Origin of the sequence: Neobacillus niacini, assembly GCF_036961885.1 — a bacterium.
GTDB lineage: Bacteria > Bacillota > Bacilli > Bacillales > Cytobacillaceae > Neobacillus > Neobacillus niacini_H.
In genome coordinates this window covers 1-20,989 of sequence record NZ_JBALNQ010000050.1, presented here as the reverse complement: position 1 = coordinate 20,989, position 20,989 = coordinate 1, and the positions used below count along the sequence as shown (strand labels likewise).

Genomic DNA, 20,989 nt, shown 5'->3' with positions numbered 1-20,989 from the left:
AGAAAGAAAGTTATATAGGCAACAAAACGGTTATCCAATTTCACGACCAAAGATAGCGTGGTATGAAAAGTAAAATAGAGCCTCTTATTGAGCTAACGGGTAGCATTACTTTAATAGGAGTAAAGCCTTTTTCTAATTCAAGTAACATGGGAGAGGATAGTTTAACAATAATTTAGTTGATTGATAAAAATAGAGGAGGTAAATGTTGAAGAAAAAAACTAAAAAGAAATGGTTATACTTTTTAATTGGAATGGCTTTGTTAATTTACTTTTTTTATTTTCAAAACAATTCAATTGTAACAAGTGAATATACCATTAGCTCAGATAAGCTTCCACAAAATTTTAATGAATATAAAATTGTTCAACTTTCTGACCTACATAGTAAATCTTTTGGGAATGACCAAAGCGACTTAGTAAAAAAGGTGAAAAAGTTAGAACCAGATTTGATTTTATTTACAGGTGATTTAATAGATTCAGAGAGATATGATGAGAAGCCTAGTCTAATTTTGATGGAAAGATTGGTTCAGGTTGCACCAGTTTTTTATGTGACAGGAAATCACGAATGGTGGTCTGGGAAATTCAATACGTTAGAGGATAAATTAAAAAACATCGGTGTACAGCTGTTGAGAAACACAGCAGAGGAAATTACCATTGGAACTGACAAAATTCAAATTATAGGAATTGATGACCCATCCAATGTAGAAGAAACTTATGTGGAAAGAGCCAAAACCGAAGAAAATATCACGAATTCAATAGAGGAAATCGAAGGAGAAGATAATTTTCAAATTCTGTTATCACATAGACCCGAAATGGTTTCTCTTTATAGTGAGTATGGATTTGATGTTGTTTTTTCAGGTCACGCACACGGTGGACAATTTAGAATACCTTTCGTGGGTGGTTTAATTGCTCCAGACCAAGGATTATTTCCACAGTATACATCTGGGAAATACAAATCGGATAACACTACAATGATTGTAAATAGAGGACTTGGAAACAGTATTATTCCGATAAGGGTTTTTAATCTCCCAGAAATTGTTGTGGTGACATTGAGTTCTGTTAAATAATCAGACTAAATGAGAAGTTTGTGAGTAGTTACACTTATAGTAGCGGGGGCAATTGTTGAAGATCAAGGCTGTCATTTAGGCAGCTTTTTCTTCTTCAACTAACGACGCAGGTTACTTCAAGAAATATTCTTGATGATAAGAGGATACTACATATACCATTATGTCAAAATAAAGTTTGACAGGACACCAATTAGTGTCCTAAAGTTGAGACACTAATTGGTGTCCTATTTATGAAAGGAGGGGAGGTTTTGAGCGAGAAAAAACAAGAGCGTGATGTTTATGTAGCCATTGCTGACCCAACAAGACGTAAATTGCTACGTTTGTTGGCAGATGCAGAAGAGTTACCTCTTCACGAATTAACCGCTCATTTTCAAATGGGTCGTACTGCTGTTTCTAAACATTTGGCTATCCTTAAAGAAGCTGGTATAGTTGCTGACCGAAAGGGTGGTAGAGAAACAAGATTTCGACTAAATGCAGCTCCCCTACAGGAAATTAAAGATTGGGTATCTTATTACGAGAAATATTGGAATAGTGTTAGTGGAATAATCAGACCAAAACCTGACATGTAATTTTAGTTTCGTTTCTTATACTAACCAATTGGCAAGAACAACGGCTCAGTATACTGAGCCGTTGTTAAATTAGTACAAAAATAAGTTGCAATGCAAACTGGTCTGATAAGTATGAATACATAATATTAAAAAAGGGGATTGGGAAATGAGTTTTTTTCAAGATACATTTTCAATATTTAAAAAGAGAGATTTATTATTTTTAGAAAGCTACAAAGAATCAGAAGATGTTTATACATTTCTGTTTGAAAAAGAGAAAGATTCAACCTGGAAAGCAGGGCAACATGGTTTGTTTACTATTACCCATAAGAAAATAAAAAAGCCAACACGACCGTTCACTGTGGCATCTGCTCCCGCAGAGAATGTGGTTAAAATAACTACGCGTATTAGTGATAACCCAAGTGATTTTAAGAAAGGGATGTTAGAATTAAAGCAAGGAATGAAAGTTAGTATGAGTGGTCCTGTTGGTTCTTTTTATCTAAAAGATAACAGTCCTTCACTCCTGGTTGCGGGTGGAATTGGAATTACACCATTTCGGTCGATATTAAAACAAATTGAGGCTGAAGGGAATGGAGTTGAGAAACAAATACATCTCCTCTATATTGATAGTAACAAGTCATTTATAAATAAAGATGAGCTTGATGCAATTGCTTACAAACATTCAATAAGTGTAACTTACCTTGATTCAAGGGATGACTTATATCAGGAGATAAATAAGTTTACCACCTTATATAAGAACGATGGTAACTACTTTATTGCTGGACCAAAAGAAATGGTAGATACAACTTCCGTTTATTTACAAAATAATAATATTTCAAAAAAGAATATCAAAAAAGATTCCTTTTTTGGGTATTAGTTTTAAACGAGAACATTTTATTTTAGGAGGGAACAACATGGAGGTTTTTGAAAAATATTTAGCAGGAATCGATCACCCCAACCATCGCGAGAGAACAGAGGAGATTTTGGTGTGGGTTGCAAATAAATTTCCAAATTTGGAACCGGTATTCAAATGGAATACGCCAATGTTTTCCGACCACGGCACATTTATCATCGGCTTTTCTACAGCGAAGCAGCATTTGAGCGTTTCACCAGAGGTAGCAGGCATTTCGCACTTTGCTGATGACATTGCAAAAGCTGGCTACAGCGCTACTAAAGGCTTGTTTCGTATTCCGTGGAATGAGCAGGTAAATTACGAATTGCTAGAAAACATTATTGAATTTAATATCTTGGATAAGGCAGACTATACGAATTTTTGGCGGAAATAAAGCATCACGCCTTATCAAAAATCGGACCATTTTGCTGCAAAAGATGAACGTGCTCAAAAAATAAGAGAGCGTGGAATTTACGTAAGTTATTTTTGGATGTTAGGAATAATATTCGGCTTATTATTATTGATTAATCCTTATTTAAGTATAATAAATATTTCAGCATATCATCTATTAACATTGATTGTATCGCTTTATATAACAGTAGTATTTTTAAATATGGTTTATTACGTAAGGAAATATTAACAATCACTTATTTTACAAATAAGATTTATGGTCCTTTTCAAAAGTAACAGACTATGGATATTTTTATAGTTGTGCATCATATTCTTTCTGTTGAAATTCTGTTGGATGTCCTTCATTATAAAGGTATAGACATTTGTATAAGTATATTTTTATGAAGGAAGTAGATTATGACAGAAGAAAATATAACCCGAATTGATTTGGATGGCAAAGAAATTATCTTAGTTGGTACAGCACATGTTTCCAAACTAAGTGTAGAGCAAGTTAAAGAGGTTATTGACCGCGAACGTCCAGATTCAGTTTGTATCGAATTGGATGAACAACGCTACAAGTCAATAATGGAAGGTAGCAAGTGGAGAGAAACCGATATCTTTAAGGTCATCAAAGAAAAGAAGGCGACCTTGCTCATCATGAATCTTGCCATTTCTTCCTTTCAAAATCGTTTAGCTAAACAGTTTGATACAAAGCCAGGACAGGAAATGATTCAAGGAATTGAATCGGCAAAAGAAATAGGGGCTGAACTCGTATTAGCCGACCGTAATATTCAAATTACTTTTTCACGGATATGGGGCAATGTTGGTTTATGGGGAAAAACACAGCTCCTCACTTCTATTTTTTATAGCATTTTTAATAAGGAATCTATATCTGAAGAGGAACTTGAGAAAATGAAAACGCAAGATACGTTAAATGCGTCCCTTGCTGAAATATCAGAAGCATTTCCAAAATTAAAGAAACCTTTAATTGATGAGCGAGATCAATACTTAGCGCAAAAAATTAAAGAAGCTCCTGGGAAAAAGGTTGTGGCAGTTTTAGGCGCAGCACACGTTCCAGGAATTACAAAAGAAATTCATAAAGACCAGGATTTGCAAGCTTTAACAAAAACAAAACCAAAATCGAAAACACCACAAATTATCGGCTGGGCCATTCCTGCGCTTATTGTTGCAATCATTGCCCTTACCTTTTTTCTCAATCCATCGGCTGGTATGGATCAAGCGATTAGCTGGATCCTTTGGACCGGAACCACAGCTGCGATTGGTGCAGCCGCAGCATTAGGACACCCACTAGCTATTTTATCAGCCTTTATCGCAGCGCCCATCACTACGTTACATCCATTATTGGCGGCAGGCTGGGTCTCAGGGATTGTTCAAGCTTATATCAAACGCCCGAGTGTGGCTGACTTTGAAACATTATCAGAAGATGTTTTCTCCCTAAAAGGATTTTGGCGTAATAAATTTACAAGGGTCCTGCTGGTCATCATCCTTACCAATATAGGTGGATCTTTTGGAACTTTTATAGGTGGAGCAGATGTAATCCGCACGTTTTTAAATAATTTGTAATGACAGCATCTTCCGAATAAAGGAAGGTGTTTTTTTCTAATTAAGCAATGACATGAACGTAAGCTTTTTTTCATACATTGATTATGAGGTGATGAAATGCCAAGGGTAAAGGCTAGAAGTCATGAAGTAGATGAAATGGCAAGAATGATGAGAGCAGAAGCAGAAGGTGAAGGAAAGCAAGGAATGTTATATGTTGGAAATGTAATAATAAATCGTGTTGTAGCACAATGCTTAGATTTCAAAGGTGTACCCACTGTTCATGATGTAATATTTCAAGTACAAGGAGGGAATTTTTCTTTTGAAGCAGTGCAAAAAGGGAATGTATTTTATCAAAGATCAAGAACTGCGGAAAGAAGATTAGCACAACAAAATATAAATGGTTGGAGAGATCATCCTGCGAAATTTGCTCTTTGGTATTTTAATCCAACGGCGCCAGGGTGTCCTCCTACATGGTACGATCAACCTCATACTGGTCCATTTAAAGAACATTGTTTTTATGAACCAAAACCTGGAACATGTGATAGTGTTTATAGAGGTTAAGCTTACTCTTTGAGTAAGCTTTTTTACATAATTTAGGTATTTATATAATATCAAATGAAAGGAAAATCTTAAGAATACTAAGGAAATACTTGAAAAACACCAAGATAAATAGAGTAAGTTTATACTTTCTATTTGTAGAATGTTGTCGAACGTTTAGTAGGTAGTCGGGGGATGGACTGAAGTAGAATAGAGGTAATTGACAATAATAAGGGGTTGAAATTGGTTGAATATTTATCTTATCCGGCATGGTGAAGCGGAGCATAATGTTGATAAATCAGTGATGGCACATACGCATGATTCACAGCATCGTTTAACTGAATTAGGACTTAAACAAGTACTGGTAACGGCTAAATTTTTCAAAACCATCGTCACTCCAAAGACGGTTTTGTATTGCTCGCCTTATTTACGGACCATGCAAACAGCCCAAGCCATTTATTCTCAGCTTCCAGAAGGGGTACCATTTTTTGAAAATCCGCTAATAAGAGAGTGGGAGCTTGGAAATCTTTATGATTTTACCAATCGTCCCCCAGAGAAAAAGACGGAGTTCAAGGCGGCGGGTCAATTTTACTTTCGTTTTCAAAACGGGGAATCATTGGCCGATGTTTACTTGCGGGCAACCATGTTTATGCATTCCGTTGTCGAACGAGCAAGACGGCAGAAACGATATGATAATATTGTTGTAGTTTCCCATGCTGCGTTTATTCATATGCTGTTAACCTATTTGATGAATTGGCCGATAGAAGATTTGAAAAATTTTAAACCAGTAGAGAACGCCTCTGTTATAAAAATAAACGAAGTAGATGGTGATTATCAGTACGAAAAGATATTTGTTCCGGTCGTGAATTAGAGGCAAATACAAAAACCCATAATCTAGGATTGTGGGTTTTTGTAAAACCACTACGCAGCTAACTCTACTTTCTGTTTCCGCCGGTATACTACCTTTGATAGTAAAACACTGCACTCGTATAAAAAGATAAGCGGAATGATGACTAAAATATCAGATAACAAATCTGGCGGCGTGATTAAAACAGCTGTTACGATCAGTACGAAATAAGAGTATTTACGAATTTTTTGCAATCTGTATGGATTCAATACTCCAAGGCTTGTTAAGAACATGATCACCACAGGAAGTTCAAATAAGAAACCAAATGGCAGGGTCATATGCAGTAAAAACTGAAAGTATTTTTCTGTCGTGAAAAAGGTCATAAACATATCTTCCGATAAAGAGAGAAGGAACTGATAGACAATAGGGAAAATCACAAAATAGCCAAAGCTGATTCCAATAATAAAAAGAAAAAATAACGATGGAATATAAGCTAGCGTTACCTTTCTCTCCATTTCCTTCAATGCTGGCCGAACAAATAGCCAAATTTGATAGGCGGCCATTGGTATCGTTCCTGAAATGGCAACGACACAGGCGAGCAGTAAATACACCCATAAAATATCACTCGGACCTAAAATGGCCAGTTTTACTTCGATGTCCTGAACAATCCACTGATAAATATCTTGTACATAAAGAAAGGCAATAATAAACAAAACCAAAAAGGTTCCAAGTGTGAGAATGAGCCGTTTGCGTAATTCCTCAAAATGACCAATCAAATCCATGTCATGTGGTTTCATCATCTTAATCCTCCTTAAAAAAGAAGATGCAAGCATTAGATTTGCGCCTGCATCTTCAAAAAATAGTTATATCTCTTTTTTAGCCTGCGCTTTATCTGAGTCATCATCTGAGACTAAATCGCGGGTTGACTTCTTAAATTCCTTCAACGTGGAACCGACAGCACGGCCTAATTCCGGCAATTTGGATGGCCCAAAAATGATTAAGGCAATCACTAAAACGAGAATTAATCCAGGTATGCCTATGTTCTGGAGCATGGATCGTAACCTCCTTTAAATAGCTTTTCTAGTCATGTTCCGTTGGTGGCAGTATTGAAAAAGCTTATATTTCGCTTTGTTCTTGCATAGTTGGCAACGAAAGCCTTGGTCCTCTGTAAGTAACTTTATATGAGGAACATACATAAACGCTAGGGCGTCCTTAACGTGGGTTGAACATACGAACATAATAAGAGATGTCTCCTTCCACATTTTCTTATTTAAAGTTTCCACCCTGGACTGCAATTAAACACGAGCGCCCAAACGTCTGGCCTGGGTGTTGATTCCATGTACTTGGATGCTGAACATCTAGGAATAAAGTTTTTTCGTCTGGCGTTAACCATGGACCTGTTAATTCACTGCCTTTAGGACCTGAGGCAAATTGGAAAGGTTCTCCGTATTGTTTTCCATCCGTTGGAATCATGAATACTCCACAGTTTTTATACGCAGCATATTGGTTTGTTTCTGATGCACCAAAATCCTCCACTACCCATAGGTTCCCTTTGCTGTCAAAGTGAAGATTATCTGGGCAAGTAATCCCGCTTTGCTGGCCACCGGCAACAAATACTTCAAACGTGAAGGCTTCACTAGCATGATCGTTATTAGCTGGAACAAATCGGACAATTTGACCATGGAAATTTCCGTGACCAGTGTTGTTTGTTAATGCTAAGAAAACAGATCCGTCATGAGGGTGGATTTCCACGTCCTCAGGGCGATCTAATAGCGTACCGCCAACTGCTTTTCCTGCTGCACGTGCATTGGTTAGGACATCAGCTTGGTCCGCAAATGCACTTAATTTAGGATTTGTTGCACGATCAAGCGCAATCCATTTTTGCTCTTTCATGCTGGCTACATATAAAGTCCCACTTTCCAAAATATCGAAATTGGCTTCACGATTGGCAGGATTGAATTTCTTGCTGCTAATGAATTTGTAGAAACACGCATCACCTTTATCGTCACCCATATAAACAACCACTCTACCGTCATTCGTTAAACCCATTGCCGTGTTTTCATGGGCAAAGCGGCCGAGAGCTGTATGTTTTCGAACAGGTTTTGCAGGATCAAATGGATCCACCTCAACAACCCAGCCATAGTGTTCATCAGTAAAATTTGGCCAGCCATAGTCATCGCCATATTCTGTATTTTCTTCACAAGACAGGACAGTATTCCATAATGTACGTCCGCCGCTGCAGTTACCTAATGAACCAACCACAGTCGTAGCGCCACCGACATACTTGGTTCCACGCGCAGGACCTGTTAATTCAATTGAAGTATTACCATCAACACGGCGGTTATATGTATCATCAACTACAAGCTTCCAGCCATCCTTTTCTTTTTTTACGTGAATGACAGAACCACCGACAGCTTCTTTCTCCATTTTAAGAAGCTCAGGATAGTCTGCCAGTTTTCCTGAAAAAGCAGATTGATTAATTCCTAGCATCTTCATATAGTTTTCTGGTTCAGGAAACTCGTGATTTACCCAGATCAAGCCTTCTTCGGAATTGGTTCCACCTTTTAAGCTGTCGATTGGAAAATAAACAGTAAGATCGGCAGCATCCCCAAATTTTTCGCCCTTTGAGTTAATCACATCACCATATGAAGCGATAATTGAGTAGTTATACCCGTTAGGGAGTACCACATCGTTATCCCAGGTACGACTTATTGGCTTAAATGGTGAAGTAAGTGATTTACCTTTTCCAGATGGCTGTCCATTTTGTAAATGATCTCCAGTCATTGCGTTTCCAGTTAAAGCCCCAATCCCAGATGATGCGGCAACTAGTGCAGCAGTACTACTTCCAACATAGGTTAAAAATAAACGGCGATCCATTTAATCATTCTCCCTTTTAGGTGATTTAGTAACTTTCCTCTTTGATTATAGGCAGTCCCAACCTCAATGTTAATTAAGGGAGTGTAAAGATTTGTTAAGAAAATTTAAATTGTTTTAATTATCTGTAAAATTTTGCGAAGACGGTCAGAAAGACTATTTGAATTACGAAATATATAATTTTGTTTGCTTGGTCCCTGTGCATTAGCATAGGGATCATATTTTGTGTGGAAATTGGAAAATTATCCAAAGTCTATTGTCATTTTTTGCATAAAGTGATATAGTACATTACAACAGTAATGTACTATATCAGAAAGGAGAAAAAGGGTTGATTCTTAATATGGACGGAACAAAGCCAATTTATTTGCAAATTTCTGAGTGGCTGGAGAGAGAAATTCTGAACGAGAATTTTAAAAGTGATCAAAAAATTTACTCCCAGTATCAGCTTGCGGAAATGTTTACGATTAATCCTGCTACGGCAGCGAAAGGGTTAACGATGCTGGTCGAGGAGAACATTCTTTATAAAAAGCGCGGGCTTGGAATGTTTGTTGCAAGCAATGCGAAGGAAATCATCATAAATAAACGAAAAGATCAGACCTTAAAGCAGCTAGTTGTTGAAATTGTCATGGAAGCGGAACGGTTAGAGGTAAGTATAGAGGAATTAATCCAAATGATTCGGGACGCAAACAAAAGGGAGGCAGGGGAATGAACGTCATTGATTGCAAAGGATTGACCAAGGTTTATGGAAGAACAAAAGCGCTGAATAAACTTTCATTTACAATTGAAGAGAACAAGATTACGGGATTAATAGGACGAAATGGTGCCGGGAAAACGACGCTGTTAAAAATCATTGGAGGTTTCATGAGAGGGACCTCAGGAGAAGTGAGGGTTTTTTCAGAAGAGCCATTTAACAATCTTTTCGTTTCCGCCAATGTTATTTATATAAATGATCAAATGAACTTTCCAACTGCCTTATCATTAAAAGAAATATTAAATGTGGCAGCAACCTTTTATGAAAATTGGAACCACGAGCTTGCTAACCGTTTATTTGATTACTTTTCCTTTCACCAGGATCACCAGTATACCGGCCTATCAAAGGGAATGAAAAGCACGTTTAATATGATTGTAGGTTTGTCTGCTCGCTGTGCCTTAACCATGTTTGATGAGCCAACAACCGGTATGGACGCGGCCGTGAGAAAGGATTTTTATCGGGCATTGCTGAAGGATTTCATCGCTTATCCACGAACGATTATCCTTTCCAGTCATCATTTAAATGAGATAGAAGATTTATTAGAGGATATTTTACTATTAAAAAATGGAAAAGAGCATCTTCATATTCCGATTGCAGACCTAAAAGAATGGGCAATTGGTATTGAAGGCTTAACGGCGAATGTGAATGAATGGATAGGGGAGAGAGAAGTTATACACTTAAAAAACATTGGTCATGACCGTATGTTTGCAGTGGTGAGAAATAATTTTTCTGAGTATGAAAAGCAGAAAGCACGAGAGGCTGGGCTTACCTTTTCTCCTGTTTCCTCAAGTGATATATGTGTGTATTTAACAAGTAAAACAAAAGGGGGAATTGACGATGTCTTTATCAAAGACTAGTATGCTGGATATTATAAAAAAGCAATATACATTTAAGCTCCGGGCATATATGCAGGTGTTTATGTCCATGGTCTTTATTCAGATGTTGGGAATACTCTTCTCCTTTAACGGTGTCGGTATGTCAGGCGGAGGCAGTAATACGCTTTCGGTGAATGTCCATTATTATTCTGCAGATATCGTGGTTGCTTTCACGATTGTTTGGGCGATTATTTCTGCTATTCTTATCACTACCCAAGCATACAGAAATGATGATTTTGTATTTATTACAAATAGAATGAGCAGTAATTTTTCCAATATATTGTTTTTGTTGACTGCTAGTATCATTGGTGGAATAACGGCCATCATGTCCACTTACGTAATGAAAGTTTTGATGTATGTATTGGGGCGAACCGAATATCTATCAAGTCCCATTGCTGTTCCAGAAATGCTCATTGGTTTTGGTGCCACTATTCTCTATGTTTTTCTTGGTACTGCAATCGGTTATTTTATTGGAACCCTTGTGCAGCTTAATAAGGTATTTGTTGTCTTGGTACCGGGTGTGTTCATTGGAATGATTGTCCTTGGAGCGGGAAGCATGAATGGGGGATTCTTCCAAGATATGATTAAATTTATTTTTATGGAGTCATCCTTCGCTTTATTTTTTATTAAAATCATTATTTTAGTTATCTTGCTTTTTTCTAGTTCAGCAATGCTGTCCAATCGATTGGAGGTGAGGTAGATGGTTGCTATTATACCTCTATTAATCATCGCAATCATGATAATTGCGATAATAAGATTGTCAAAGAGCGGTAGGAAAAATTACTTCTTTGGTAAGCGAATTCACTGGGTTTTTGGTGGCTACTTAGCTATTTTGGTCATTTGTGCTGGCTTGACTCCGTTGCTGCCGACTGACGAAAAAATCTATAAAGGCATTGATGCAAATGTTCTAGATCATGCGGGTACCGAGTTATACGAGGCAGCACTTGCGGGGAATATTGATAAAGTAGACAGTACCTATATCAAAAAAACATGGAATCTTGATTATCAAGATCAACAGCTTGCGATAACAGCTTCAAATGAAGAATTTATTGAAACTTCGATCATAGTGGAGAGAAAAACAGTGAATGATGGTGATATTGAAGCGGTCTACTATAAATCGGGGTCCAGTGTGAATGGCATGAACATCTCGGGTTTAGAAAAACCACTTCAAATCAAAGTTGAGAATAATGCGATGAAAATCCAGAATCCAGAGAGATTAGAACTGGAATTCACTCAATTCCAACAAGCATTCCCAATCAACCAATTTACAGGAAAAAGCGGCTACTTCAGCCATTCAAATAGCATCTACGAAGGAAACAGCGTCCTTTACCTAAAAGTTCCCAAAGACCTAGAACTTACCGCCAGCCCCGAACTTAATGTACAATTTGTGGAGTAAGTAAAAATAATGGTGACAGGCACCACTCGTGGACAGTGTCCACGTGGAATGGACAATATGGGAAATAATGGTGTTTGTCATCTTTTTAAAAAAAGATTAAACCCTTGGAGAGGAGCAACGCATTTGAATATTGCTTTAAGTCATAAACAGATAAGAGAAATGTGCGGTACGGTCTCCTTTAAACGAGGGGATTCTTTTTATAGAGCAGGGAAGGTAATTTTTGATTATTATAGCCCTCATCGTTGTGAGGCTATTGTTAAGGGAACGGAAAATTTTTATGTCACTGTAATTCAAGAAAAGGATGGCAGCTTTCACACGAAGTGCAGTTGTCCAAAACTTGCATCCGTTAAAACGGAATGCCAGCATATTGCGGCGGTATTACTCGCACTCAATGAACATCAGCTGCAAGGAACAACACCTATTGTAGCAAATGGGAGACAAATCGATTCAACAACCAAGCAAGAACTGACAAAAGGACTGCTCACCATTTTTACGGATCAGCACAAACGTTCAAGTGGTCATCAGCGTCATTTTGAGAATCGACAAGTACTAGAAGCGGCATTTTTATGTAAACCAGTGCAAATAGGGACGGGAACAGAACTTCTTGGAATCGAAATGGAAGTTGACCATGTAAAGGTAAAGAATATTCGAGATTTCCTCGTTCAAGTTAGAAAAGGGAATCCTAGCATTCTTGCTGATACGTTTACCTTTAGCCCAAACCAACATTGCTTTCAAAAAGAAACAGACGATGTGATACAGTTCCTCAGCCTAGTGCAACAAGATGAAACGGCTTATGTTAGTGCTATATCAGACACCATAGAAAATACATTCAGTTCTGAGCAATTGATAATACCGCCTACTTCTTGGGAACAGCTAATGCCACTGTTGGTAAAAGCGCCATTTGTAAAAGTTGAATATCATGAGGAAAATTTTGTGGGATTGGTTTTAACAGAAAAAATACTGCCACTAAAGTTTGTCTTTGCTGCCTCGGAAAACAGCGGGTATCACCTGAGGATTAAAGGGCTGAATAACCTAGTTATATTGGAGTCTTATCACTTTGTTCTATATAAGGGTAAGTTTATTCGACTGGAAGAAACGGACTGCAAACGACTGGCAGACCTTAAACATATGCTAGAGGATTCAAAAACAAATCATATCGAGATACCTCGAGACCAAATGGATTATTTTTTAGAAAAAGTAGTCCCGGGATTGAAAAAACTAGGTGAGGTTGAATTACCGCAAAACCTAACGAAACAATATACGAGGATTCCACTAACCGCCAAGCTTTACCTGGATCGTGTGAATAATAAGCTATTAGCGGGATTGGAATTTCAATACGAAAATATCCTAATAAACCCTTTAGAAAATCGTGAACTACGGAATGGACCGTTACTGATAAGAGATGTGGAAAAAGAGAATCAAATCCTTCAACTGATGGAGGAAAGTTCATTTGCGAATACGGACAGTGGTTACTTTTTACATAACGAAGATTTGGAGTATGAATTTTTGTATCATACCGTCCCTAAACTGCAAAAGCTAGTCCAAATTTATGCCACAACCGCTGTTAGAAATAGAATTTTTAGAGAAAATACAATACCGAAGATCAGAGTTAAGGTAAAAAAAGAACGAACCAATTGGCTGGAATTTAAATTTGAAATGGATGGGATTCCTGAGAAACAGATAAAGGAAATTTTGGCTGCACTTGAGGTAAAACGCAAATATTATCGGCTGCGGAATGGGACGCTGCTCTCATTGGAGACAAGAGAATTTGAGGAAATCAATCGTTTTCTAAAGGCAGTTCCCGTACAGGCAGAAGATTTGGAAGCAGGATTTAATGCTCCGATTGTCAGAGGAATTCAGCTAATGGATGCGGTTGAAGACGATTCAACATTTACCTTAGAAGAGTCGTTCCGGCAGTTTTTGGATACAATCCACAACCCAAACAGGATGGAATTCGAGGTACCTGAATGGGTAGCGCCGATTCTAAGAGACTATCAAGTACACGGCTACAAATGGATGAAAACACTTGCTAGTTATGGGTTTGGAGGAATACTTGCGGATGATATGGGCCTGGGGAAAACGCTGCAAAGTATTACTTTTATTCTTTCGGTGCTCCCTATCGTACGCGAAAAACATCTGCCAATCCTGATTGTATGTCCTTCTGCTTTGACCTATAACTGGCTTAGCGAAATCAAAAAATTTGCTCCTGCCATACGAGCGGTGATTGTCGATGGCAGTAAATCAATCCGCAAGGCTAAACAGCAGGAAGGTGTTGAGAAAGATGTAGTCATTACCTCTTATCCTTTGCTGCGAAAGGATATTGCCTGGTTTGAGAAGCAAGCCTATCATACTGTGTTTTTTGATGAGGCGCAGGCATTTAAAAACCCTGTTACCCAAACGGCCAGAGCAGTAAAGAGAATCCAGGCCGACCACCGATTTGCGCTAACAGGTACACCGGTGGAAAATTCATTGGAAGAGCTGTGGTCAATTTATCATGTTGTTTTCCCAGAGCTGTTTCAAGGGCTTAAGGAATACAGCCATTTATCAAGGAAGATGATCGCGAGAAGGATCAGACCATTTTTACTTCGAAGATTGAAAGAGGATGTTCTTGAAGAGCTCCCTGAAAAAATTGAGTCAGTGGATTCAGTAGAGTTACTTCCAGAACAGAAGAAGCTGTATGCTGCTTTTTTAGCAAAACTACGTCACGACACGCTGAAACACCTGGATAAGGACACTCTCCGTAAAAATAAAATCAAAATCCTTGCAGGGTTGACGCGGCTGAGGCAAATTTGTTGTCACCCAGCCCTGTTCGTTGATGGGTATAAGGGGAGTTCGGCAAAGTTTGAACAGCTGCTTCGGATTATTGAGGAATCCAAGCATGGAGGACGAAGGGTGCTAATTTTCTCGCAGTTTACGAAAATGCTGCAGCTGATCAGCAGAGAATTTGCGATGCAAGGGCTGCCGTTCTTCTATCTTGATGGTCAAACCCCATCCGAGGAACGGTTAGAACTCACAAATCGGTTTAATGAAGGAGAACGCGACTTTTTTCTAATATCATTAAAAGCAGGCGGAACTGGGCTCAATTTAACTGGAGCAGATACTGTTATCCTTTATGATCTATGGTGGAACCCGGCGGTCGAGGAACAAGCAGCCGACCGAGCGCACCGTATGGGTCAAACAAATGTTGTGCAGGTAATTAAATTAGTTGCCCGAGGTACCATCGAAGAGAAAATGAATGAGTTGCAGGAGAAAAAGAGAGACTTAATAGAGGAAATTATTGATTCGAAGGATAAAGGGAAATCTTCTTTAACTGAGGAGGATATTCGCGAGATTTTGATGATCTAAGGTGCGGAGCTTATTGTTGGAACCTACCTATGTGGTGGCTGGAGTGCCCGAAACCGGATTGGAAAAGAGTTTTGGGTCAATGCAGAGGAGCTGGAGTGACCGTGACTGTAATAAAATAACACTTACGGTACCTTCAGACTCCCTGGAGGTACCGTAAGTGCGTATATCGACTATATTAATTAATTTAATTAACCATGTTATACTATACAATAGTAGACCGACAGTAAATTGGAGGATTTTTTTATGCAGCGCGGTACCTTTCAATTAATGAAATCCGTTAATAAATCAATTATTTTAAATAAGATCCGCACCTCAGAACCAATATCTAGAGCTCAAATTGCCAAGGAAACCAGTCTGACTCCGCCGACCGTCAGCAGCATTGTCAAGGAACTAATTGAACAGGGATTAGTTAGAGAAAGTACATTGGGCCATTCGAGCGGCGGTCGAAAACCAACATTGTTACATATCAATACCAATACATTTTATGTCGTTGGTATCGATGCAGGTCCCGAAACAATTGAGGGTGTCCTCACGGATTTATCAGGCAAAATTTTGCAGCGTACCTCCAGCCATTTAAAAAGGCCAATAACAAATGAACAGTTTCTTTCGATTTTAAAAGATAATATATATGCCATATTAAAATCAAAGGTAATCAATCATGACCAAATTATCGGCATCGGCATTGCGATGCATGGTGTCGTAGACGTTGAAACCGGAACCTCCCTGGTGGCACCTATTTTAAACTTAAGAAATATTCCTATCAAAGAGGCATTGGAGGAGGAATTTAACCTTACCATTAAGGTTGAAAATGATGCTCGTGCCATGGCGCTGGGTGAATCGTGGTTTGGCGGACATGGGGAAACCGAAAGTATGGTTGCCGTAAATATTGGTCGCGGTGTTGGTGCCGGCGTTGTAATGAACGGAAAATTATATCATGGGGCACAGGGGATTGCAGGGGAATTCGGTCATATGACGATAGATATTAACGGTACCATTTGTGAATGTGGAAATCGTGGCTGTTTGCAAACCTTTGTAAGTGGAGCAGCTATTGCTGAAAGAGCAGGGAAACAAATCATGGACAGCAAAGAGACAAGCCTGACTGGAAAAGAGGTATTCGAATCAGCACAACTGGGGAACCTAACCTTTCGGAATGTTCTCCATGCAACTGGTACGGTGATTGGCATCGGATTAACAAACTTAATTCACTTACTGAATCCGCAAAAAATTGTTTTAGGCGGAGGGGTTATGAAGAGTGAGAAATTTATTATGCCAGCAATCCTTGAAACGATTCAGCAAAGAGTCTTGACCCCTGAAGCGAGAAAGACCGAGGTTACGGTCACGCAGCTTGGCGATGATGCGACATTGCTAGGTGCAGTGTCCCTCCTGTTGGTAGAGTTGTTTAATCCTATAAAAAAAATAGGCTGAACCATTAGGTTGCAGCCTGTTTCTTAGTCTTCTAAACGAAAGGTAAATACGGTTTGTTTCTGATAATTTTCTCCAGCATTTAATATCACCGTTGGAAAGCCTTCATGATGTAAGGAGGCAGGTGATGATTGGGTTTCAAAGCAGACACCTAGATGTTTTCGGGAAGAGCATTCTGCTAATGGCAGCCCTTCTGCCAATCCGTTTGACGTATACATCACCACTCCAGGTTCATTTGTTTTTACGAGCATGACGCGACCACTTACCGGGTCTTGAAGGATTGCTTGATATTCCTCCGTATGGTCGAAAATAAAATAATGGTCATAACCGCCATCAGCGATTTTATTTTGCTCGAAGTCATTGTTAAACCCATCACTAAGGACACGGCCACCACGGAAATCAAAGGTTGTGTCAGCAACATCAAGCAACTTACCTGTAGGAATGAGATCTGTGTCCAACTCAACAAACCTGCTGCTATCGATCGTCACTTGATGATCGTGAACAGTGTTTTTTAAATTGCCGCTTAAATTAAAATAAGCATGGTTTGTCAGGGTGAGCGGTGTTGTTTGATCGCTCTTAGCTGCGTACTCAAGAATAAGTTGATTGTGATTATTTAAAGTATAAGTGACCTTTATCTCAACATTTCCAGGATAACCACCGTCCATATCAGCACTTTTATGGGTAAGTGTTAATCCAACTTCTTCAGCTGTTTGAAAAAGGCTAACCTCCCAGAGAATTTGATGGAACCCGCTAGGACCGCCGTGCAAATGATGATCCTCATTATTTGCTGCTAACGAATATGTCTTTTCATTCAGTTTAAAGGAAGCACCCTCAATCCTGCCGGCAACCCGGCCAATAAGGGCACCAAAATAATTAGGATTCGATTGATAATCTTGGTAGTTGCTATAACCAAGAACAATATTTTCAAAGTTTCCATTTCGATCAGGAGTCATGATCTTCGTAATAATTCCACCAAAGTCTAGGACACTAACACTCATACCGAAATCGTTTGATAGTGTGAATTCCGTCCACTTTTCCAGAACCTGTTTTTTTTCTATATTCATTGTGATGTCCACCTATTTATTTAGTTTGTTAATAAAACGCTCAAAAGCTTCCCGTTCCTTTAGTACTCCGGCATCCTGCAGTACCTTCACAAATTTCTTTCCTAATTCTTCTCTTAAAATTACTTCTGCCTGCTCGGAATCAGAAAGCGTGCCATATCCAGCTTTTATTTGGTCTGCCCACTCCTGATGATACTGTGCCACGTGAACAGATTCACCTAATAAAAACTTCCTAATATCAGCAAGCTCATCCAATAGTCTAGGAGGCAGAACCGCCAGCCCCATAACTTCAATTAATCCGATATTTTCTTTTTTGATATGATGGACATCAGCATGGGGATGAAAAATACCAAGAGGATGTTCATCCGTAGTCCGGTTATTTCTAAGAACAAGATCCAATTCAAAGCTGCCGTCCCGCATTCTAGCAATTGGTGTGATTGTATTATGCGGGGTTTCATCAGTAAACGCGATAACATCCGCCAAATCATCAGAATAACCCTTCCACGTTTGCAAAATATAATCTCCTGCATCAAGAAGGGAGTTTATTTTTGAACTACGTAAACGGATGACCGACATGGGCCACTTTAAAATGGATGCCTTGATTTCTGGATATCCCTTTAAGTCAAAGGTAAATGAATCCTCTGCTCGAGTCATACCGAAATCATAACACCCACCCTGGTAGTGATCGTGACTTAAAATAGAACCACCAACAATCGGCAAATCAGCATTTGAACCGACGAAATAGTGTGGGAATTTATCTACAAAGCCCAGTAATCTCTCAAACGCATCCCTATCAATCTTCATGTCACGGTGTTCTTCAGAAAAAACAATGCAGTGCTCGTTATAATATACATAAGGCGAATACTGTAAAAACCAATTTTGCCCTGCTAGTGGGACATAGATAATCCGATGATTCGCTCGTGCAGGATGACCGATTCGCCCTGAGTAGCCCTCGTTTTCTTTACATAACAGACATTTAGGATAATGTAAGGTTTGTTTCAATTCACGTTCTCGCTTAATCTGCTCCGGATCCTTTTCTGGCTTGGATAAGTTGATCGTAATATCCATTAAACCGTAGGCAGTTTCTACTTTATAAGATATATTTTTGGCAATCCGATTTATTTGAATGTAATTATTGTTTTTACTTAGGTTATAAAAGTAATCTGTAGCCGCTACAGGTGATTCTTGATATTTTTGGTTAAAAACAGCATTGACGACCGAGGGTCTTGGAACCGTGCAGTTCATAATATTGGCGGCTAATATTTCCTTGTCATCAAATATATCCTCGATAATCCCGTGTTGGGCAGCATAGAGGGTTATTTTTTCCACGAGGTTTGGGATTGTATCATTGGTGGGCTGCACTTCTTCATCAGGAAACGTTTCAAGACCAAGCAAGCTCATTATCTGATTCCGAACATAAATCTGATCTGCGGCTTCAATTAAGTCTACTTCTAGCGCCTTTTTAATGAGGCCAGTTATTAATTGGTAAATCATGTTCACTCTTCCTTCCCATGTCCTTCTGGAATGAATGGAATATCAGTTTCCACTCCTAAATTAACTCTACTCGGTAATTTCCTTTGCTCCATCTCCAATCGAAGCGATGTAGAAGGTTGCCTCATAGCCAACTTTTTCGCGATAGATTTCGTTAATATTTTTCTTAAAATGATCTACATTTTCCTTCTCAACAACTGCGATGGCACAGCCGCCAAATCCGGCACCCGTCATACGTGCACCAATAACCCCTTCATGATCCCAAGCGGCCTGCACTAAGGTATCTAGCTCTAGACCTGTTACTTCATAATCATCTCTTAAGGATAGATGAGATTGATTCATTAGTTTGCCAAACCCGTTCAGGTCACCAGAGGTGAGTTTTGCTAATGCTTCTAGGGTACGGGCATTTTCGTAAACGGCATGCTTCGCACGTTTTTGATTGATTTTATCATTAATTAAATGCTTATTCTTTTCAAATTCTCCAGGAGTTAATTCTCCTAAACTAGTGATCGAGAGTTTCTGCTGCAAGTCACTTAGCGCTTGTTCACATTGGGAACGACGCTCATTGTACTTAGAACCAGCTAAGCTGCGCTGCTTATTTGTATTCATAATGATAATCGCATGATCGTCCAATACGATGGGGGCATACTCGAATTCTAAGGTCTGACAGTCTAACAGAATGGCATGATCCTTTTTCCCCATGCCAATCGCAAATTGGTCCATAATCCCACTGTTTACACCAATGTATTCATTCTCGACCTTTTGTCCAAGACGAATCATAGGAATACGTTCAAGATTAAGATCATAAAGTCCATTTAGTAATACACCTGTTGCCAGCTCAATCGATGCAGAAGAGGAGAGGCCAGCACCATTTGGGATATTTCCATAGTACAAAATATCTGCACCTTGGTTAATTTCATGACCAGTTTCTTCTATAAACAGGAGCATTCCTTTAGGGTAGTTCGCCCAATTATCTGCTTCTTTATAAGCCAAATCGGACAAAGTGCATTCAATAATCCCGAGTTCAGGGAAATTCATGCTATAGAACCGAAAAGTTTGATCCTCGCGTTCTCTTGCTAGTGCATAGGTTCCGTAGGAGATAGCGGCAGGAAAAACATGACCGCCATTATAATCCGTATGTTCACCAATTAAATTAATTCTGCCTGGGGCAAAAAACGTTCTTGGAGTTAAAGTCGTTTCAAAAATAGTTTGAAATTCGCTTGTTAAATTGAATGTAGTATTCATAATGCCTCCTAAATATTGTTAGGGTGAATGGAAATTGTCACTTAGTTAATTAATTTAATTAAGTTAATTTAAGTTTACTGTGTTTCTATAAATGACGCAATAAAAATATAAATAATTTTCTAACTTAATGGCCGTGTGAATGAAACTGTTGATTTTAGAATCTGTTGATTGAAGTGAAAGGGGCTCGATAGGTGGTGGAAGGTTAGTCACGACATTTATAAGCGGACTCGTAAATGAACATGATTAACCTTGAAAAAATATGAAGTAAGAATACTTAAGAAAGGGAAATAATCAGTATCCCTGAGCAGGGGGCAAGGTCCCTGTTCGGAGGAGTTTGCGGCAAAAACATATAATAGAACAAACTAGTATTCTAATATAGTCTGGCCTTCGGTTGATTGAGGTCAGGTTATCCGCAGTAGAGGTAATTCCCGGAAATTCTAAAAAAGTGTTGATTTACTATGTATAAAATAGTATTATAGTGGAGTTGCCTAATTGAAGCACTGAAATTGAACTGATGTTCTCTAGTGATTAGAATTAGTGTTGACAGTAAGAGGAATATGTAGTACAATAATTTTTGTTGTCGATTTCGAAAAAAAAGTTATTTTAAAAAAGTAATTGACACGATTTAAACAAAATGTTATAGTAATAAAGTCGCTTTTGAGCGATGAAAAAATTTGTTCTTTGAAAACTAA

At 38.6% G+C, this 20,989-nt stretch carries 19 protein-coding genes; 13 read left to right on the top strand and 6 right to left on the bottom strand.

Annotated elements, in window-relative coordinates; all coding sequences use genetic code 11:
- Nucleotides 1-205: 205 nt before the first annotated feature.
- The 7 genes from V7124_RS19450 to V7124_RS19420 all read left to right on the top strand — a co-directional run bounded on the left by V7124_RS19450 (nt 206) and on the right by V7124_RS19420 (nt 5,861).
- Entirely contained in the window at nt 206-1,063 is an 858-nt protein-coding gene (locus V7124_RS19450; protein WP_420490569.1) for a metallophosphoesterase, read from the top strand.
- Nucleotides 1,064-1,311: 248 nt separating this feature from the next.
- Nucleotides 1,312-1,632 (top strand): ArsR/SmtB family transcription factor, encoded by a 321-nt coding sequence (locus V7124_RS19445; RefSeq protein WP_335492378.1) that lies wholly within the window; start codon nt 1,312-1,314, stop codon nt 1,630-1,632.
- 145 nt (nt 1,633-1,777) lie between these two features.
- Nucleotides 1,778-2,485: an FAD-dependent oxidoreductase gene (locus V7124_RS19440; RefSeq protein WP_335492373.1), complete on the top strand. Its 708-nt coding sequence runs from the start codon at nt 1,778-1,780 to the stop codon at nt 2,483-2,485.
- A 37-nt stretch (nt 2,486-2,522) separates the two neighbouring features.
- Nucleotides 2,523-2,894 carry an iron chaperone gene (locus V7124_RS19435; RefSeq protein ID WP_335492369.1) on the top strand — a complete coding sequence of 124 codons (372 nt, stop codon included), beginning with the start codon at nt 2,523-2,525 and terminating at the stop codon, nt 2,892-2,894.
- A gap of 413 nt (nt 2,895-3,307) precedes the next feature.
- A complete protein-coding gene (locus V7124_RS19430; RefSeq protein ID WP_335492367.1) occupies nt 3,308-4,474 on the top strand; it encodes a TraB/GumN family protein in 1,167 nt (388 codons plus the stop codon).
- 96 nt (nt 4,475-4,570) lie between these two features.
- Nucleotides 4,571-5,014, top strand: a complete 444-nt coding sequence (locus V7124_RS19425) for a cell wall hydrolase (RefSeq protein ID WP_335417487.1) — start codon at nt 4,571-4,573, stop codon at nt 5,012-5,014.
- A gap of 223 nt (nt 5,015-5,237) precedes the next feature.
- Nucleotides 5,238-5,861: a histidine phosphatase family protein gene (locus tag V7124_RS19420; RefSeq protein ID WP_335492361.1), complete on the top strand. Its 624-nt coding sequence runs from the start codon at nt 5,238-5,240 to the stop codon at nt 5,859-5,861.
- 50 nt (nt 5,862-5,911) lie between these two features.
- Here the strand turns inward: V7124_RS19420 and tatC are convergent, their stop codons facing one another.
- The 3 genes from tatC to V7124_RS19405 form a co-directional block, all read right to left on the bottom strand.
- The gene (gene tatC / locus V7124_RS19415; RefSeq protein ID WP_335492383.1) at nt 5,912-6,634 is read right to left on the bottom strand and encodes a twin-arginine translocase subunit TatC; all 723 of its coding nucleotides are present in this window, start codon (nt 6,632-6,634) and stop codon (nt 5,912-5,914) included.
- Nucleotides 6,635-6,700: 66 nt separating this feature from the next.
- A complete protein-coding gene (locus V7124_RS19410; RefSeq protein WP_335417483.1) occupies nt 6,701-6,889 on the bottom strand; it encodes a twin-arginine translocase TatA/TatE family subunit in 189 nt (62 codons plus the stop codon).
- 214 nt (nt 6,890-7,103) lie between these two features.
- Nucleotides 7,104-8,714, bottom strand: a complete 1,611-nt coding sequence (locus V7124_RS19405; protein ID WP_335492357.1) for a PhoX family protein — start codon at nt 8,712-8,714, stop codon at nt 7,104-7,106.
- Nucleotides 8,715-9,039: 325 nt separating this feature from the next.
- Here V7124_RS19405 and V7124_RS19400 point away from each other — a divergent pair, with 325 nt between their 5' ends.
- The 6 genes from V7124_RS19400 (at nt 9,040) to V7124_RS19375 (ending at nt 16,503) form a co-directional block, all read left to right on the top strand.
- The gene (locus V7124_RS19400) at nt 9,040-9,420 is read left to right on the top strand and encodes a GntR family transcriptional regulator (RefSeq protein ID WP_335417479.1); all 381 of its coding nucleotides are present in this window, start codon (nt 9,040-9,042) and stop codon (nt 9,418-9,420) included.
- Nucleotides 9,417-10,319 (top strand): ABC transporter ATP-binding protein, encoded by a 903-nt coding sequence (locus V7124_RS19395; RefSeq protein ID WP_335492354.1) that lies wholly within the window; start codon nt 9,417-9,419, stop codon nt 10,317-10,319. Before V7124_RS19400 ends, V7124_RS19395 begins: the two co-directional genes overlap by 4 nt.
- Nucleotides 10,300-11,037 carry a hypothetical protein gene (locus V7124_RS19390; RefSeq protein ID WP_335492351.1) on the top strand — a complete coding sequence of 246 codons (738 nt, stop codon included), beginning with the start codon at nt 10,300-10,302 and terminating at the stop codon, nt 11,035-11,037. The genes V7124_RS19395 and V7124_RS19390 overlap by 20 nt, the downstream gene beginning before the upstream one ends.
- Nucleotides 11,038-11,733, top strand: coding sequence for a hypothetical protein (locus V7124_RS19385; protein WP_335492348.1), 696 nt, complete (start codon nt 11,038-11,040; stop codon nt 11,731-11,733). It abuts the gene before it with no gap.
- Between the two features lie 123 nt (nt 11,734-11,856).
- Nucleotides 11,857-15,078, top strand: a complete 3,222-nt coding sequence (locus V7124_RS19380) for a DEAD/DEAH box helicase (protein WP_335492346.1) — start codon at nt 11,857-11,859, stop codon at nt 15,076-15,078.
- Between the two features lie 243 nt (nt 15,079-15,321).
- Nucleotides 15,322-16,503 carry an ROK family transcriptional regulator gene (locus tag V7124_RS19375; RefSeq protein WP_335492343.1) on the top strand — a complete coding sequence of 394 codons (1,182 nt, stop codon included), beginning with the start codon at nt 15,322-15,324 and terminating at the stop codon, nt 16,501-16,503.
- Nucleotides 16,504-16,526: 23 nt separating this feature from the next.
- On the opposite strand, the gene V7124_RS19370 is transcribed toward V7124_RS19375, so the two are convergent.
- The 3 genes from V7124_RS19370 to V7124_RS19360 all read right to left on the bottom strand — a co-directional run bounded on the left by V7124_RS19370 (nt 16,527) and on the right by V7124_RS19360 (nt 20,297).
- Entirely contained in the window at nt 16,527-17,564 is a 1,038-nt protein-coding gene (locus V7124_RS19370; protein WP_335492341.1) for an aldose epimerase family protein, read from the bottom strand.
- Nucleotides 17,565-17,576: 12 nt separating this feature from the next.
- On the bottom strand, nt 17,577-19,055 hold the full coding sequence (gene galT, locus V7124_RS19365; RefSeq protein WP_335492337.1) for a UDP-glucose--hexose-1-phosphate uridylyltransferase: 1,479 nt from the start codon (nt 19,053-19,055) through the stop codon (nt 17,577-17,579).
- A 66-nt stretch (nt 19,056-19,121) separates the two neighbouring features.
- The gene (locus V7124_RS19360) at nt 19,122-20,297 is read right to left on the bottom strand and encodes a galactokinase (protein WP_335492333.1); all 1,176 of its coding nucleotides are present in this window, start codon (nt 20,295-20,297) and stop codon (nt 19,122-19,124) included.
- Between the last annotated feature and the right edge of the window lie 692 nt (nt 20,298-20,989).

Coding starts and splice junctions, on each gene's coding strand:
- V7124_RS19375 (WP_335492343.1), top strand. CDS start 15,322: ATGCAGCGCGGTACCTTTCAATTAATGAAATCCGTTAATAAATCAATT.
- V7124_RS19360 (WP_335492333.1), bottom strand. CDS start 20,297: ATGAATACTACATTCAATTTAACAAGCGAATTTCAAACTATTTTTGAA.
- V7124_RS19430 (WP_335492367.1), top strand. CDS start 3,308: ATGACAGAAGAAAATATAACCCGAATTGATTTGGATGGCAAAGAAATT.
- V7124_RS19440 (WP_335492373.1), top strand. CDS start 1,778: ATGAGTTTTTTTCAAGATACATTTTCAATATTTAAAAAGAGAGATTTA.
- tatC (WP_335492383.1), bottom strand. CDS start 6,634: ATGAAACCACATGACATGGATTTGATTGGTCATTTTGAGGAATTACGC.
- V7124_RS19435 (WP_335492369.1), top strand. CDS start 2,523: ATGGAGGTTTTTGAAAAATATTTAGCAGGAATCGATCACCCCAACCAT.
- V7124_RS19370 (WP_335492341.1), bottom strand. CDS start 17,564: ATGAATATAGAAAAAAAACAGGTTCTGGAAAAGTGGACGGAATTCACA.
- V7124_RS19385 (WP_335492348.1), top strand. CDS start 11,038: ATGGTTGCTATTATACCTCTATTAATCATCGCAATCATGATAATTGCG.
- V7124_RS19410 (WP_335417483.1), bottom strand. CDS start 6,889: ATGCTCCAGAACATAGGCATACCTGGATTAATTCTCGTTTTAGTGATT.
- galT (WP_335492337.1), bottom strand. CDS start 19,055: ATGATTTACCAATTAATAACTGGCCTCATTAAAAAGGCGCTAGAAGTA.
- V7124_RS19405 (WP_335492357.1), bottom strand. CDS start 8,714: ATGGATCGCCGTTTATTTTTAACCTATGTTGGAAGTAGTACTGCTGCA.
- V7124_RS19390 (WP_335492351.1), top strand. CDS start 10,300: ATGTCTTTATCAAAGACTAGTATGCTGGATATTATAAAAAAGCAATAT.
- V7124_RS19425 (WP_335417487.1), top strand. CDS start 4,571: ATGCCAAGGGTAAAGGCTAGAAGTCATGAAGTAGATGAAATGGCAAGA.
- V7124_RS19395 (WP_335492354.1), top strand. CDS start 9,417: ATGAACGTCATTGATTGCAAAGGATTGACCAAGGTTTATGGAAGAACA.